The organism is Fulvimarina endophytica (genome assembly GCF_003403015.1).
GTDB lineage: Bacteria > Pseudomonadota > Alphaproteobacteria > Rhizobiales > Rhizobiaceae > Fulvimarina > Fulvimarina endophytica.
The window spans coordinates 48,677-62,728 of record NZ_QURL01000002.1 but is presented as its reverse complement, the minus strand read 5'-3'; the positions used below and the strand labels follow the sequence as shown (position 1 = coordinate 62,728).

Here is a 14,052-nt window from a genome sequence, read left to right as displayed (position 1 = left end):
GGTTCACTTGTAGATATAGCCGACGACCCCGTGGTAGCGGCCGGGCGGCAATTGGGTTTCGGAATGGCCGTAGATGCGGTTGATGCGGCCGAGGAAATTGCCCGCGCCATCGCTCGAGAAGGCGAGACCGTCGTCGGGACGGGCGAGCGCCTCGCGGGCGACCGGGCGCACCAGATAGGGGGTGACGATGATGACGAGTTCCGTTTCGTAACGCTGGAAGTCGCGCGAGCGGAACAGGCTGCCGAGGATCGGGAGCTTGGAGAGGCCCGGGAAGCCGGAGATCACCTGGCGGACCTCGTCGCGCACGAGACCGGCGATGACGAGGGAGCCGCCCGATGGCAATTCGACCGTGGTATCGGCGAGGCGCTTCCTGATGCCGATGACCGCCGTCGCCGGGATCCTGGACTTCTGATCGCTGCCGAGATTGAACGGGCTTTCGAAGGTGGGCTCGGAAACGCTCGTGCGCAGCTTGAGGCTGATGCGGCCCGGGGACAGGACGACGGGCGTGAAATCGAGACCGATGCCGTATTCGACGTTGCGGGAATTGAGGGTGTACTGGCCGTCCTCGATCTCGACATCGACGACGCGGCCGTTCGCGTCGCGGATATTCGTCCGCTTTTCGGGCGTGAAATCCCGTCCGCTCGGCACCGAGAACTCGCCGCCGACCTTGAAGCTCGCGCTCTCGCCCGAGATCGCCGTCAGGCTGGGTTCGGCGAGCGTGCGCATGACGCCGGCTTGCTCCATGGCGCGCAGCTGGGTCGACACATCGGTCGAACCGTTGTTGTAGCCGAGGCCCGCGAACTGTCCGCCGAGCGCGTTGCCGAGGCCGAAGACGTTGTCCGTCACCGCGCCGAAGGTCACCCCGTCGATCGCGGTGGACACCGCGCCGTCGAGGCCGAGCTGCTTGACCACGGACCGCTGCACTTCGGCGACCGTGACCTTCAGCGTGACCTGATCCTCGCCCTCGATCTGGAGGAGGTTGATGATCTGGCTCTCGCGCCGGGACTCGCTCGCAAAGGCGACGTCCGCGCCGCCATTGGCTTCGCCGCCGGCCGAGGCCTGCCGGATGTAGTTGCCCGTCGTCGCCTCGCCGCCCGTCAGATAGGCGCCGGCGATCTGGCCGACGCGCTTGGCGTCGAGCGGGGTGCGCACGCGGCCGGTGAGGACGACGTTGTCGTTCATGATCTCGACGGTGACGTCGGAGTCCGGCACGTAGCGGCGGATCGCAGCGGCCAGCCCCGTCACGTCGCGCTCGATCCGGATCTCGATCGAGGCGATCTGGCGGTTGGCCTTGTCGAAGACGATGAGATTGGTCTGTCCGACCTGCTTGCCGAAGAGGTAGATGTGGCGCTTGTCGCGCGTCAGGGCGTCGGCGACCGAGGGATTGGCGACGAGGATGTCGTGGGCGTCGGCGGAAAGCTCGATCACCTTGGACTTGTCGAGGCCGAGCTGGATCGTCGTGTTGCCCATGCCCACGGGGACGTAGTTCTCGTCGGCCATGGCCGGCAGGGGCGTGCCGACGACAGCTCCCGCGAGCGCCGCCGAGATGCAGAGGGTCCGCAGGAAGGCACTGATCGTCATCGCCGGCTCCTTTGCCTTGGTTCGAATGGGGGCAGCGGTCATTGCGGCACCTTCACGTCCTGGACGTTTCCGTAGCGCACGATGCGCACGTCGCTGTTGCGGGCCTTTTCCTCGGCGAGAAGGAAGGCGGCATAGCCCTCCGAACCCGGGATCGAATCGGCGAGAGAGCGCAGGGAGAGAACGAAGCGATCGGCGATCTGCTGGGCCGCCGTCAGGGCCTCGGCCTGGGGAGCATCCACCTCGAGCGTCGCGACGGAGCCGAGGACGGTCCGCTGGCCGTCGGCATCCTCGACGGTCTGGTCGATGGCGAGGACCCTGAGATTGCGCAGCACCGTCTCGGTGATGATCTGCGGCTCCCCACCCTCCGGCGATTCCTTGCGCCGGGTCATGATCACGTCGACATGGTCGTTGGGAAGGATGAAGCCGCCTGCGGCCGTTGCGGCCGCGATCTGCACGGCGACGGCGCGCTTGCCGGCGGGCAGGAGAGCGGAGAGAAATCCGGAATCCGACTTGATCAGCTTGGCTTCGCGAACTGGCTCGCCCGAAAAGAAGGCCTGCCGGGCGATCGTGCCGCTCAGTTCCTCGATGGCGTCGGGTCGGCTGGTCTTCATGATGAAGCCGCCGCCGATCCCGTCCACCGGCCATTTCTGCCAGGAGAAGCCGGATGCGGCGATGCGAGCCCCCATCGGAACGTCGCCCGAGGAGACGAGGACGTCCTCGAGCTTGACGGGAGGCTGTGCCGGGGATGCGGTGATGATCACCGTCTCCGAGGGCTCCGGCGTCGCAAGATTGAGTGCGAGGAAACCGGCGCCCACGGCGGCGAGGCCCGCGACTGCGATAACGATGATCTGACTTCGGTTCATCGAGCCTTCCCCTGCGTCATGCCCGATCGGTCTTCGGGCCCTCTAGGGGTGTTATTGCTCGGCAATCATCAATGTATGGTTAACGGACCGTGAAAGATTTCGTCGGTTGGGATTTCAACTGACCCGTGCGGCAAGTTCCCTTCGGGCGCGCGGCGCCGCGCCGCGCAGGAGCACCGCATCGGTCAGCGCCATGGCCAGAAGGAAGGCGACCGCGCCACCGATCAGGTCGAAGAGGTGGTGGCCACCATGGATGACGACCGCCGGCAGCATCAGAAGGTTCAGAACGAGCATCGGAGGAAACAGCCAGCGCACCGAGGCGGCCGAGACGATCGCCAGAAGGGCGAGCACGGTGTGGAAGGAGGGAAAGGCGACGAGACCCAGGGTCCGGACGGGATCGATCACCGTGACGCCGACCTCCGAGACCTTGCGCAGAAGCGCTCCATAGGCCGGATCGACGACGGGGTTCACGGCCGCGACGACGGCCTGCGGCAATTCATAGTAGGCCATGGTCCCAAGGCTCGGCCAGAGCGTCCACCAGGCCACCACGCCGATCGCCGCGAAGGTGTAGCAGAGGAGAAGACGGTCGAATTCGGCCTGCCGGCCGGAAAAACCGAGAACGAGCAGCAGCACGACGAGTTGGATGCTCGTGCTCTGATAGACGTAGCGCAGGATCTCGCAGGCCAGAGGATACCGGGCCGCGAACTCCATGGCCTCCCGCCAGTCGAAGCCGATCAGCGCGTCCATTCTGACGAGAGCATCGTCATGGGTCCCGCCCGATAGCGGCAGCAGCAGGAGGTTCAGCGTCGCAAGGGCTGCCGTGACCACCAGCAGAAGGGCGATACCGATCGCGACGGTCCCGATGGCGAGGCTTCGTCCGGTGATACGGTAGACCAAGCCGATGGCGAGCATGAGCGCGCCGCAGATCGCGAGAAAGACGAGGCCGCCGCTTTCGACGGACACCGCCTTGCGGACGAGGAGGACCGCGCTGAGGGCGATGGCGATCGCCGCGATACCGGCGAGCCATTTCTCGCACCGGGTCACGAACATCGGCGGGGCTCCCGCGTGACGCGACCGCATCAGAGACGAGGTCGCCGGACCCGTCCGCAGGACGGGCCGATGAAAGGGCGGACGGGCCGGCCGAAAGCCGGCGGTTCTAAGTGAGACGCTTCGCTGCGGCAGATCAGAAGCGCAGAGCCGCGTCCAGGAAGGGCCCCTGCGCATAGGCGTGAAGGCCCGCGAAGGCCAGCGCCACGCCGAAGGGGATGCCGGTTTCCCTCGACAGAAGTCGGTCGGCGAAGACGATACCCGTCGCCGGAACCGCGATGGACCTGACATAGATCATGGCGATCGCCATGATGCCGCCCACGATCGTCGCGTCGAACACGAACGGCAGGGCTGCCTCGGGACCGATCCAGAAGGCGGTCGCGGCCATCAGCTTGGCGTCCCCGCCCCCGAAGACGTTGAGGGCGAAGAGGGCGAAGCCCATGACGAAGGCGGCAAGGCCGAAGGCCATGTGGAGAGCGGCCGTCTCGAGGGACATGCCGGACAGATAGGCCGCGAGGGGAAAGCCGGCGGCAAGCAGCAGGCAGAGCCGATTGGGGATCGTCATCGTCAGGATGTCCGAAACCGCGGCGGCCGAGAGGCAGGCTGCGAAATAGAACACCAGAAAGAGATAAGCGAGGCTCATATCGAAGCTCCCGGCTGGCGGATCATGCAAGACGAAAGCAACCGGCCATGCGGATCACGACCGGTTGCCGACATTCCTGACCGAGACGTGTCTTCGACCGATGGAGCCCCGCGCGGTCGTCGCGTGGCAAGGCTCCCTCTACGAGAGCGGGCTCGATCTCCCGGTCGCGGCATCGGACGGGAGCCCGATGCCGGCGACCGATGAGGATTAGCTGGCAGGCGCGAGAGCGTTCTTGATCGTCTCGAAGGTGTTCTCCATGGTCGTGCCGAGCGCGGTGATGGCGCTGATGCAGACAACGGCCATGAGACCGGCGATCAGAGCGTATTCGATGGCGGTTGCGCCGGATTCGTTCTTCAGAAAACGGCTGAACATCTTGGACATGGAAGTCCCCTTTCGTTGATTTCGACAGCACGCCCGTCGACTTGTTCTCATCGATCGGATGACAGCAACCTAGCGCCGTGATCTTTCTCCGCTCTTAACGGCCGACTTGAGAAATGCGGCCCGCCCCCCCGCTGCGGGCATGGTTAACGCAGCGTAAAGAGCGTCTTTACGCTCCATTCATCACGATCGGGCAGATTGACGCCATCCTTCTCTCCACCGTCATTTGCCAGGACCGCCCATGACCGCCCTTCTCCGCACGACCGGTTTCGCGCTCCTTGCAGCCTGCCTCGGCGCCCTCGGCACGAGCGGAGCGCTCGCCTCGGACCCCCTCCTCTCCGTGGAGGTGGATCATGCCAAGATCCTGGAGATCGATCGCGGGGCCGGCACGGTGATCATCGGCAATCCGGCGATCGTCGATGTCGAGGTCCTGAGCGGATCGCGCCTCGTCCTCACGGGCAAGAGCTACGGCATCACCAATGTGATCGTTCTCGACCGCAACAACGAGGTGCTCATGGACGAGCAGGTCGCGGTTCATACCTTCGAGGACAACACCGTCCGCATCTATCGGCAGGCGCAGCGCCAGACCTATGCCTGCGCGCCGAAATGCGAACCGACCGTGACGATCGGCGACAACGAGTCCGTGTTCACCGCCGCCTCCGATCAGTACAATGTACGCCGCGGCATCGCGGAGACTGCGGCGAAATAGGCGTCCGGGTTCTTCGGCAGTCGCCCCCGTCCTCGCGCAGCATTCCTCCAAGCTTCGGCCCCGATCGCGCATCGGGTCCGGGGCTTTCATTGCTTGACGAAGGATCGGACGATCCGCACACCGGGTCCACTTTTCGTCCCGATGCTTTAGTTTCCACCGCGCAAGACATGTCGCGGAGGCATCGGTGCCAAGGGCCATCATCATCGTTCTGGATTCCTTCGGCATCGGGGCAGCGCCCGATGCGGGCGATTTCGGCGACGCGGGCGCGAACACGTTCGGCTCCATCCTGAAAGCCTGCGAGAGCGGGGCGGCGACCCGCACCGGCCTGCGATCAGGTCCGCTCCACATTCCGAACCTGAAACGCCTCGGCCTCTTCCATGCTGCCGGCATCGAGACCGACGGGGGCGCCGCCGAGGCGATCCACGGGCGGGCGCGGGAGATCTCGCGCAGCAAGGACACGCCCTCCGGCCACTGGGAGATCGCCGGCGCGCCGGTCCCTTTCGAATGGGGGACCTTCCCGAAGACCCGCCCCGCCTTTCCCGCTTCGCTGATCCGCCAGATCATGGATGACAGCCATATCCCGGGCATTCTCGGCGACCGGCACGCCTCGGGCACGGATATCCTACGCGAAGAGGGAGAGGAGAGCGTGCGGACCGGCAAGCCGATTTTCTATACCTCGACCGATTCGGTGCTGCAGATCGCCGCCCACGAGACCCATTTCGGCCTCGAACGCCTGATGGCGCTGTGCGAGACCGCACGCAGGCACTGCGATCCGCTCAACATCGCTCGGGTCATCGCGCGGCCCTTCACGGGGGAGAGCGCCGAGACGTTCAGGCGGACGGCGAACCGGCGCGACTTCTCGGTCCCGCCGCCCGGCGAGACGCTTCTCGACCGGGCGACGGCAGGCGGACGATGCGTCTTCGCCGTCGGCAAGATCGCCGACATCTTCGCCCATCGCGGCGTGAGCGAAGTGCTGAAGGCCGACGGCAACATGGCCCTCGTCGACGCGACCCTCGCCGCGATCGGCAGGGCGCGGAGCGGCGATCTCGTCGTCTCCAATCTCGTCGATTTCGACATGGTCTACGGCCACCGCCGCGACGTCGCCGGCTATGCCGCGGCCCTCGAGGCGTTCGACGCGCGGCTGCCCGAGATCGAGGCGGCGCTTGATCCGGGCGATCTTTGCGTGCTTACCGCTGACCACGGCTGCGATCCGACCTTCCCCGGAACCGATCACACCCGCGAAGAGGTGCCGATTCTGGCCTTCGGACCGTCGATCGCGCCTCACGACATCGGAGTGAGGACGAGCTTTGCCGATATCGGCGCGAGCATCGGCGTCCATCTGGACCTCGGCCCCGGCCGGTTCGGCACTTCGTTTCTCTGACACGGCGCGAGCGAGCCGCCTCGCCGCGCCGACAACACGACGGAAGATCTCATGGACGGCGTCACCATCATCGACCACCCCCTCGTGCAGCACAAGCTGAGCCTGATGCGCAAGAAGGAGACCTCGACGGCCTCATTCCGCCGGCTCCTGCGCGAGATCTCGACGCTCCTCTGTTACGAGGTGACGCGCGACCTGAAGATCACCCACGAGACGATCGAAACGCCCATGTGCGAGATGCAGGCGCCGCTTCTCGAGGGCAAGAAGCTCGTCTTCGCCTCGATCCTCAGGGCCGGAAACGGTCTCCTCGAAGGCATGCTCGACCTCGTGCCGGCCGCCCGCGTCGCCCATGTGGGCCTCTACCGGAACGAGGAGACGCTGGAGCCGGTCGAATACTATTTCAAGGCCCCCGAAAGCATGGCCGACCGGCTGACCATCGTCGTCGATCCCATGCTCGCCACCGCCAATTCGGCGATTCTCGCGGTGGAGCGGCTGAAGCAGCAGGGCGCCTCGAACATGCGCTTCCTGTGCCTCCTCGCCGCCCCCGACGGGCTCGAACGCTTCACCAAGGCTCATCCGGACGTTCCGGTCTTCACCGCCTCGATCGACAGCCATCTCGACGAGAACGGCTATATCGTGCCGGGCCTCGGCGATGCGGGCGACCGCATGTACGGCACCAAATAGCCCTCGGCCGGGTCCGAGCACGGCCGCGAGGGGCCGGGTGCGTTAGGACGCCGTTCACCGCTGCGAGCGAAAAAGCGCGAGCAGGCCCGTCCTTGATCCTTCGTAAGGCTCACCCGGTTTAGGTTCGGAGGCGATATCGAACCGCTTCCGGACCGGCCCATGCTCAATCGCGCGATCGTCCTCCTGTCAGTCTGCTCCTTCGGCGGGCTCGCGATTCCTTCGGTCTACGAGACCTATGTGAAGGACAATCGCGCAGGGCTTGAACTGGTGGAGCCGAAGACGGCGGTGGTGGAGGCGAACATCGGCCCGGACACCGCCGCTATGGGCATGACCGGCGGTCCGTCGGTCACGCTCGATGCCGATGCGTCCGGCCACTTCGTGACGAAGGCGCGCCTCAACGGCATGGCGAGCGAGGTGCTCATCGATACGGGCGCGAGCCGCGTCGCCATCCCGAAATCGGTCGCCGCCCGGATCGGCATCTATCCCGCGCCGGGCGACTGGACGGCCGAGGTGAAGACCGCCAACGGCACGGCAAGAGCCGCGCGGGCCCGGATCGATCGGATCGAGATCGGACCGATCGCCGTACGAGGCGCCGACGCCCTCATCCTCGAGGACGGAGCGCTCGGCATCACCCTCATCGGCATGAGCTTCCTGTCGGAGCTGAAGCGCTATTCCGTGGAGGACGGCCGCCTGACCATGGTGAGGTGACGGGTTCGAACGCCGACAAGCGTGCCGGAAACGCCGACGGCTTGCGCAGTCACGGCGCGAGCGCACGGCGCGCAGCGCCCCGTCAGCCGAGATCCTCGGTCTCAAAGGCGAAGGGCAGAAGCTCGCCCATGGTCGTAGTCCGCTTCTCGCCCGATTGCGGATCGCAGAGATGGATCTTCGTCTGCGGATCGGCGAATTCGGCGATGCGCTGCCGGCATCCCCCGCACGGGGTGCAGAATGGGAGCTTCTCGGCGATCACCGCGAGTTCGGCGATCCGCCCGCCCCCATCCATCACGAGATGGCCGATCGCCGTCGTCTCGGCGCACCAGCCTTCGGGAAAGCTCACCGATTCCACGTTGCAGCCGGCATAGATGCGCCCGTCCGTGGTCCTCAGGGCCGCGCCAACCGGGAACTTCGAATAGGGCGCATGGGCCTTCCGCATGGCGGACCGTGCCTTGGCGAAGAGGTCGTCGGCCATTGAGGAACTCGCTTTCTGTCGAAGGATCACCGGGTGTCGGAAGAGGCTATCCGATCGCGCGGGGGATGGCATCCGTTTTCCGCTGCGGGCAACCGGTTGCCCTTCACCACCTCCGGGCGCCTCGCTTCGGCGGCGAAAATGGTGGACAAGACCCCGGTTTTCGCGCCAGTCTCGGGCTCGAACTTCACATCCGAACGGAGCGTTGACCGTGGCCGAGACCGATTCGTCCATCCTCAGCCGTCTGGAGGATCTGGAAGTCCTGACCAGCCATCAGGCCAAGACGATCGAGGAATTGTCGGACGAGCTTGCCAAGGCGTTCGCCGCGATCCGGCAGATCCAGCGCAAGCAGGAACACCTGACCGACCGGATCGGCGCGGTCGAGGATGGCGGCAACAGGCCGGAAATCACCAAGCCGCCCCACTACTGAGACCGGCTCGTTCCCTGAAGACACCGGCCGGCCTCATCGCCGGCCGGAGGATCCTTCGAGATAGGCGACCGCCTTCGCCGCCCCCATCATCCGGGCCGCATCGAGCGCGCTCGTCCCATCCGCGCCCCGGGCGTCGAGATCGGCGCCCCGACCGGCGAGCATCGCCAGGAGTTCCACCCTGTCGAACATCGCCGCGATGACCGCCGGCGTCTTGCCGGACGGCCCGCCGTCGTTCACGTCGGCCCCGGAGGCGATCAGGAGCTCGGCGATCGCCCCTTCGCCCTTGAACATCGCGCCCGCGAGCGGCGTCTGGCCCCGATCGTTCGCAAGCCCCGGATCGGCGCCGTGATGAAGCAGAAGGCGGACCGCCTCGATCTGCCCGTGATAGCTCGCGAGCATCAGCAGCGTGTCGCCCTTCTCGTTGCGCAGATCCGCCGGTAGTCCCCCTTCGAGCAGCGGCGCGAGCGTTTCCGTGTCGCCGGACCGGGCGGCCCCGAAGACGCGGCCGGCAAAATCGACGACCTCCTGATCGGGTGTCTGTGCATCGTTCATGGACGTCCTTTCGGTCTTGGTTTCGAGCGCGAAGGCTTCGGTATTCCTATTGCAGCGGCGGGATCTGGCCGAGCGGCAGGACGCCCGCCGAAAGCCGGCCATTGTCGGCGTTGATCCGCAGGACGGTCCGCCCGTTCTCGGTCCTGCCCACGAACGGCACCACCGATGCGACCGTCTGCGCGATCGAGGCCGCCTGCGGCACGGCCTCACCGACGATCGCGGCAAGCCGTTCGGGCGAGGTCAGGGCGAGTTCGAAATCGCCGTTGAGGAGCCCGGTATCCGTAAAGGAAAAGTCTCCCGACAGTTCGGCCCCGGAGGGCTCGCCTTCGAAGGTGAGCGCGAGCGAGCGCAGGGTGCCGCTGCGCCCAGCGAAGAGGTCCAGCGGGGTCTGGCCGGCCGCGCGCCCGGACAGCCAGTCCGCCGCGCCGGCGATGGTCAGATCCGTCGAGAGGTCGAAGGCCGGAACGGCGCTTGCCGCCGCAAGCTCGACCCGCGCCCCCGTCTGGCGCCCGGAGATGTCGAGATCGCCGTCGCGCCGGCGCGCATGCAGCTCGCCGTCCGAGGCGGAATAGACGGGGGTGCCGTCGATCGTCGTCGTCGGGGCGTCCGTATGGAGCGAGAAGCGGTCGAGCCCCTCGGTCCAGAAGCTCGTGCTTGCCTGGGCGAGGCTCCAGCCGAGATCGATCACCGGACCACCCGCCATCTCGATGCGCACCGGGGCGTCGAGTTCGCTGACGACCCGGTTCGGCTGATAGATCTGGGCGGCACTGCGGAACGCGCCGCCTTCGACGGTCAGACCCTCGGCCGGGTTCGAGATCCCGACATCGTCGCAGACGAGACCGATTCGGAACGGATAGCCGGTGACGTCCTGCCCCGAGCAGGTGATGGAGACGCCGCGCGCCTCGGCCTCGGCGATCTGGCGGGAGACGAGACGGTCGAGTTCGTGGGCGGCATAGAACCAGAAGCCGGTGAGCGCGAGGACGAGAAGGACCGCGACCGCGATGATCCAGCGATAGGCGCGCGCGACGCGGCGCGGTTCCGAGGTTGACGAAGACACCGCAACTCCCTTTGACATATTGAGCTTGGACGAAACGACATAGCGGATACAAATGGGCGGAAACGATGACTTCTGGGTGTTCGGTTACGGCTCGCTCGTCTGGAACCCGGGCTTCGACTACCTGGAGCGCAGGAGCGCGCGGCTCGCCGGCTTCCACCGGTCTCTTTGCGTGCGCAGCCATGTCCATCGCGGCACGCCGGAGCGGCCGGGTCTCGTCTTCGGGCTGGACCGCGGCGGCTCCTGCGTCGGCATGGCCTACCGGGTCGCGGGCCGCGACCACGAAGCGGTCATGGCCTATCTGCGCGCCCGCGAACTCGTCACCCACGTCTATCGGGAACGGGCCGTCTCGATCAGGCTGACGGGCGGCGGCAGCGTCCACGCGGTGACCTATGTCGTCGATCGGGGCCACCCGCAATATGGCGGCAAGATCGCGGCCGAGGACGCTGCGCGCATCGTCATGACGGCCCATGGGCGGTCCGGCCCGAACGTCGAATACGTGACCAATGCGCTGACCGAGATCCATGCCCTCGGCCTTCGCGATCCCTGGCTCGAAACCGTCGCCGCTCACCTCAAGCGCTGACTTGTCGACCGGCGAGGCCGGTCGCGGTCAGTTCCGCGCCGGCCTCACCCCCTCGCCCGGGTCCTCTTCCGGCCATTCGACCAGATGGTCCTCGAAGTCCTCGATCGGCATGCCGTCTTCGCTGATCGTGCGGCCCTGCACCGAGACGCCGGCCTGATGGACCGTCTCGCGGTCGCCGGAGACGAGATGGTGCCACCAGTAGAGATCGCGCCCCTCCTCAACCAGACGGTAGGCGCAGCTCGGCGGCAGCCAGCCGATCTCGCGAACGGTGCGGGGGGTCAGGCCGACGCAATCGGGAACGGTCTCGTGCCGCCTCTCGTAGTTCGAGCAGCGGCAGGTCGCATCGTCGAGAAGGGTGCAGGCCACATTGGTCCAGACGATCTCGCCCGTGTCGAAATCCTCCAGCTTGTTGAGGCAGCAGCGCCCGCAGCCGTCGCAGAGGGATTCCCACTCCTCGACGCTCATCTCGTCCAGCGTCTTTTCCCGCCAGAACGGTTTGTTGCCGGATTCACGCATCGCCGAATTCTCTGAATTGGTGTCGCAACTTTTTACCGCCGGGATTATAGATAAGGGACGATCCTGCGAAGTTTGAATTGCCCGTCCTTCTGCAGTTCGGGCCATACAGCATTTCGACCCATGGCGGCACCCGACGCGTGACAGACCAGCCGAAACCCAAGCGATCCCATAAGACTCCCTCGCGCCTCATCGAGGTGGATGCCTGGATCGATTCCTCGCTGTTCCGCTTCCGGAACGGCTTCTCCCAGTGGTGGGAGGGCGTGACGATCCAGTCGCGGCGTATGCGCGCACGCGGCTTCTACAGGATCGTCTTCGAGCTGGCCGGCGAAGGATTCACGCTCGGCGTCGCCGGCTTCATCCTGCTTCTTCTCCTCGCCCAGCCCGCGATGCGGATGACGGCGAACGGGCTTCCGGAGGAGGCGGACTTCTCGGTCACCTTCCTCGACCGCAAGGGCAACGAGATCGGCCAGCGCGGCATCCTGCGCGCGGCCGCGGTTCCGATCGACGAACTGCCGGACCAGTTCATCAAGGCGGTGCTGGCGACGGAGGACCGTCGCTTCTTCGAGCACTGGGGCATCGACTTCTTCGGCCTGGCCCGCGCGCTCGGCGAGAACGCCAGAGCCGGCGGCGTCGTCCAGGGCGGCTCGACGCTCACCCAGCAGCTCGCCAAGAACGTCTTCCTGTCGCCCGAGCAGTCGCTGGAGCGCAAGATCAACGAGGCGTTCATCTCGCTCTGGCTCGAGACGCACCTTTCCAAGCGCGAGATCCTCGCGATGTATCTCGACCGCGCCTATATGGGCGGCGGCACATTCGGAGCGGCGGCGGCGGCCGAATTCTACTTCGACAAGTCGATCCGCGACGTCAATCTCGGCGAGGCCGCGATGCTCGCCGGCCTGTTCAAGGCGCCGGCCAAATATGCCCCGCACATCAACCTGCCGGCGGCGCGCGCCCGCGCCAACGAGGTTCTGACCAATCTCGTCCAGGCCGGCTTCATGACCGAGGGCCAGGTGGTCGCGGCCCGGCGTCAGCCCGCCTCGGCGGTGGACCGCTCCCAGCGCCAGTCGCCCGACTACTTCCTCGACTACGCCTTCGAGGAGACCCAGCGGCTGGTGCGCGAGAACGATCTCGGCACCCGCAATCTCGTCGCGCGCACCACGATCGACATGAAGCTCCAGGCTCTCGCCGACGAGGCGGTCGACTACAACATGCGCCAGTTCGGCAAGACCTACGACGTGGAGCAGGCCGCGATGGTGGTCCTCTCCGACGATGGCGGCGTGCGCGCCATGGTCGGCGGGCGCGATTACGGCCAGTCCCAGTTCAACCGCGCGACCCGCGCCCTTCGCCAGCCGGGCTCCTCATTCAAGGTCTATGTCTACGCGACGGCCATGCAGCAGGGCATGAAGCCCGACGACACGATCATGGACAGCCCCTTGCGCATCGGCAACTGGGCGCCCCAGAACTACGGACGCTCCTTCGCCGGACGGGTGACGCTCAAGAGCGCGCTCGGCCGCTCGCTGAACATTCCGGCCGTGCGCCTCTATCAGAAGGTCGGCTTCGACAACACGGTCAAGCTCGCCAAGGAGATGGGCATCGAGTCCGATCTGCGCGGCGACAAGACCATGGCGCTCGGAACCTCCGAGGTGACGGTTCTCGATCAGGCGACCGCCTATACCGTCTTCGCCAATGGCGGATATACGCCGAACCGGCATGCGATCTCGCAGCTGACGAGCGCCGAGGGACGCATCCTGTGGGATGCGCGCCGCGATCTGCCGCCGCGCCGGGAACTTCTGAACCCGGAGGCCACGAAGAACATGAACGACATGCTCGTCGGCGTGACCGAATCCGGCACCGCACGGCGCGCGCAGCTCTCCATGACCCGCGCCGGCGGCAAGACCGGCACCACCCAGGGCTATCGCGACGGCTGGTTCGTCGGCTTCACCGGCAATTTCGTCGGCGCGGTCTGGTACGGCAATGACAGCTTCCGACCGACCAAGAAGCTCACCGGCGGCTCGCTGCCAGCGATGACCTGGCAGCGCTTCATGGAAGCGGCCCACCAGAACATCGAGCTGAAGCCGATCCCCTATATCGACAACCCTTTCCCCGAGGGCGGGCGCGATGTGGGCGAGCCGGTGGACAATCCGCTGATCGCGGCCGGCCAGACCGGGCTGACACCCGATGCCGAACATGTCCTGTCGGAGATCGGCACGCGGTTCGAGGATCTGGCGCCGTTGACCGGCGAACAGGTCGCCTCCGCCGCCTCCGAGAAGCCCGTCCCGCTCGCCGCATCGAGCGACGAGCGGCAGACGGTCGAGAACTAGCCTGCCGTGGAGGGACTGACCGACAGATGCGGCGAACACGCGCGTCGCGGGACCGCCGGCCCGAACGCGGCTTTTCGCAGCCGGTCGCTCGCCGCGCCCGCGTTTTGCGTCTAGACCCCGCCCCACGATCGGTTGG

16 protein-coding genes are annotated in these 14,052 nt (G+C 66.4%); 7 read left to right on the top strand and 9 right to left on the bottom strand.

Annotation, left to right across the window (positions count from 1 at the left end):
* Positions 1-3 precede the first annotated feature (3 nt).
* From DYI37_RS03725 to DYI37_RS03705, 5 genes are all read right to left on the bottom strand, one after another.
* On the bottom strand, positions 4-1,581 hold the full coding sequence (locus tag DYI37_RS03725) for a type II and III secretion system protein family protein (protein ID WP_116682377.1): 1,578 nt from the start codon (positions 1,579-1,581) through the stop codon (positions 4-6).
* A gap of 38 nt (positions 1,582-1,619) precedes the next feature.
* Complete coding sequence (cpaB, locus tag DYI37_RS03720) at positions 1,620-2,444, bottom strand: Flp pilus assembly protein CpaB (RefSeq protein WP_116681882.1); 825 nt, start codon at positions 2,442-2,444, stop codon at positions 1,620-1,622.
* 114 nt (positions 2,445-2,558) lie between these two features.
* Positions 2,559-3,491 (bottom strand): phosphatase PAP2 family protein, encoded by a 933-nt coding sequence (locus DYI37_RS03715; protein WP_158555073.1) that lies wholly within the window; start codon positions 3,489-3,491, stop codon positions 2,559-2,561.
* A gap of 133 nt (positions 3,492-3,624) precedes the next feature.
* On the bottom strand, positions 3,625-4,131 hold the full coding sequence (locus tag DYI37_RS03710; protein WP_116681880.1) for an A24 family peptidase: 507 nt from the start codon (positions 4,129-4,131) through the stop codon (positions 3,625-3,627).
* A gap of 207 nt (positions 4,132-4,338) precedes the next feature.
* A complete protein-coding gene (locus DYI37_RS03705; RefSeq protein WP_116681879.1) occupies positions 4,339-4,512 on the bottom strand; it encodes a Flp family type IVb pilin in 174 nt (57 codons plus the stop codon).
* A 238-nt stretch (positions 4,513-4,750) separates the two neighbouring features.
* Between DYI37_RS03705 and DYI37_RS03700 the strand changes: the two genes are divergently transcribed.
* From DYI37_RS03700 to DYI37_RS03685, 4 genes are all read left to right on the top strand, one after another.
* Positions 4,751-5,218: a pilus assembly protein N-terminal domain-containing protein gene (locus DYI37_RS03700; RefSeq protein ID WP_116681878.1), complete on the top strand. Its 468-nt coding sequence runs from the start codon at positions 4,751-4,753 to the stop codon at positions 5,216-5,218.
* A gap of 184 nt (positions 5,219-5,402) precedes the next feature.
* Complete coding sequence (locus tag DYI37_RS03695) at positions 5,403-6,599, top strand: phosphopentomutase (protein WP_116681877.1); 1,197 nt, start codon at positions 5,403-5,405, stop codon at positions 6,597-6,599.
* A 51-nt stretch (positions 6,600-6,650) separates the two neighbouring features.
* Positions 6,651-7,280: a uracil phosphoribosyltransferase gene (gene upp / locus DYI37_RS03690; RefSeq protein ID WP_116681876.1), complete on the top strand. Its 630-nt coding sequence runs from the start codon at positions 6,651-6,653 to the stop codon at positions 7,278-7,280.
* 159 nt (positions 7,281-7,439) lie between these two features.
* Positions 7,440-7,988, top strand: coding sequence for a retropepsin-like aspartic protease family protein (locus DYI37_RS03685; RefSeq protein ID WP_116681875.1), 549 nt, complete (start codon positions 7,440-7,442; stop codon positions 7,986-7,988).
* An 82-nt stretch (positions 7,989-8,070) separates the two neighbouring features.
* Here the strand turns inward: DYI37_RS03685 and DYI37_RS03680 are convergent, their stop codons facing one another.
* Positions 8,071-8,466 carry a cytidine deaminase gene (locus DYI37_RS03680; RefSeq protein WP_245413765.1) on the bottom strand — a complete coding sequence of 132 codons (396 nt, stop codon included), beginning with the start codon at positions 8,464-8,466 and terminating at the stop codon, positions 8,071-8,073.
* Positions 8,467-8,674: 208 nt separating this feature from the next.
* Here DYI37_RS03680 and DYI37_RS20245 point away from each other — a divergent pair, with 208 nt between their 5' ends.
* Positions 8,675-8,893 carry a SlyX family protein gene (locus tag DYI37_RS20245; protein ID WP_245413764.1) on the top strand — a complete coding sequence of 73 codons (219 nt, stop codon included), beginning with the start codon at positions 8,675-8,677 and terminating at the stop codon, positions 8,891-8,893.
* A gap of 33 nt (positions 8,894-8,926) precedes the next feature.
* Here the strand turns inward: DYI37_RS20245 and DYI37_RS03670 are convergent, their stop codons facing one another.
* Both DYI37_RS03670 and DYI37_RS03665 read right to left on the bottom strand, forming a co-directional pair.
* Positions 8,927-9,445 (bottom strand): ankyrin repeat domain-containing protein, encoded by a 519-nt coding sequence (locus DYI37_RS03670; protein ID WP_116682375.1) that lies wholly within the window; start codon positions 9,443-9,445, stop codon positions 8,927-8,929.
* A gap of 46 nt (positions 9,446-9,491) precedes the next feature.
* Positions 9,492-10,502, bottom strand: a complete 1,011-nt coding sequence (locus tag DYI37_RS03665) for a DUF2125 domain-containing protein (protein ID WP_158555072.1) — start codon at positions 10,500-10,502, stop codon at positions 9,492-9,494.
* A 52-nt stretch (positions 10,503-10,554) separates the two neighbouring features.
* Here DYI37_RS03665 and DYI37_RS03660 point away from each other — a divergent pair, with 52 nt between their 5' ends.
* Positions 10,555-11,082 (top strand): gamma-glutamylcyclotransferase, encoded by a 528-nt coding sequence (locus DYI37_RS03660; RefSeq protein ID WP_116681872.1) that lies wholly within the window; start codon positions 10,555-10,557, stop codon positions 11,080-11,082.
* Between the two features lie 27 nt (positions 11,083-11,109).
* Here DYI37_RS03660 and DYI37_RS03655 read toward each other — a convergent pair whose 3' ends face one another.
* Positions 11,110-11,598 carry a YcgN family cysteine cluster protein gene (locus DYI37_RS03655; protein ID WP_116681871.1) on the bottom strand — a complete coding sequence of 163 codons (489 nt, stop codon included), beginning with the start codon at positions 11,596-11,598 and terminating at the stop codon, positions 11,110-11,112.
* A 137-nt stretch (positions 11,599-11,735) separates the two neighbouring features.
* Between DYI37_RS03655 and DYI37_RS03650 the strand changes: the two genes are divergently transcribed.
* Positions 11,736-13,916 carry a transglycosylase domain-containing protein gene (locus DYI37_RS03650; RefSeq protein ID WP_116682374.1) on the top strand — a complete coding sequence of 727 codons (2,181 nt, stop codon included), beginning with the start codon at positions 11,736-11,738 and terminating at the stop codon, positions 13,914-13,916.
* The last annotated feature ends 136 nt before the right edge of the window (positions 13,917-14,052 follow it).

Bases quoted from the DNA above. Each gene is read 5' to 3' on its own strand.
- DYI37_RS03700 (WP_116681878.1), top strand. From the start codon at position 4,751: ATGACCGCCCTTCTCCGCACGACCGGTTTCGCGCTCCTTGCAGCCTGC.
- DYI37_RS03655 (WP_116681871.1), bottom strand. From the start codon at position 11,598: ATGCGTGAATCCGGCAACAAACCGTTCTGGCGGGAAAAGACGCTGGAC.
- cpaB (WP_116681882.1), bottom strand. From the start codon at position 2,444: ATGAACCGAAGTCAGATCATCGTTATCGCAGTCGCGGGCCTCGCCGCC.
- DYI37_RS03685 (WP_116681875.1), top strand. From the start codon at position 7,440: ATGCTCAATCGCGCGATCGTCCTCCTGTCAGTCTGCTCCTTCGGCGGG.
- DYI37_RS03715 (WP_158555073.1), bottom strand. From the start codon at position 3,491: ATGTTCGTGACCCGGTGCGAGAAATGGCTCGCCGGTATCGCGGCGATC.
- DYI37_RS03680 (WP_245413765.1), bottom strand. From the start codon at position 8,466: ATGGCCGACGACCTCTTCGCCAAGGCACGGTCCGCCATGCGGAAGGCC.
- DYI37_RS03670 (WP_116682375.1), bottom strand. From the start codon at position 9,445: ATGAACGATGCACAGACACCCGATCAGGAGGTCGTCGATTTTGCCGGC.
- DYI37_RS03710 (WP_116681880.1), bottom strand. From the start codon at position 4,131: ATGAGCCTCGCTTATCTCTTTCTGGTGTTCTATTTCGCAGCCTGCCTC.
- DYI37_RS03725 (WP_116682377.1), bottom strand. From the start codon at position 1,581: ATGACGATCAGTGCCTTCCTGCGGACCCTCTGCATCTCGGCGGCGCTC.
- upp (WP_116681876.1), top strand. From the start codon at position 6,651: ATGGACGGCGTCACCATCATCGACCACCCCCTCGTGCAGCACAAGCTG.
- DYI37_RS03705 (WP_116681879.1), bottom strand. From the start codon at position 4,512: ATGTCCAAGATGTTCAGCCGTTTTCTGAAGAACGAATCCGGCGCAACC.
- DYI37_RS03660 (WP_116681872.1), top strand. From the start codon at position 10,555: ATGGGCGGAAACGATGACTTCTGGGTGTTCGGTTACGGCTCGCTCGTC.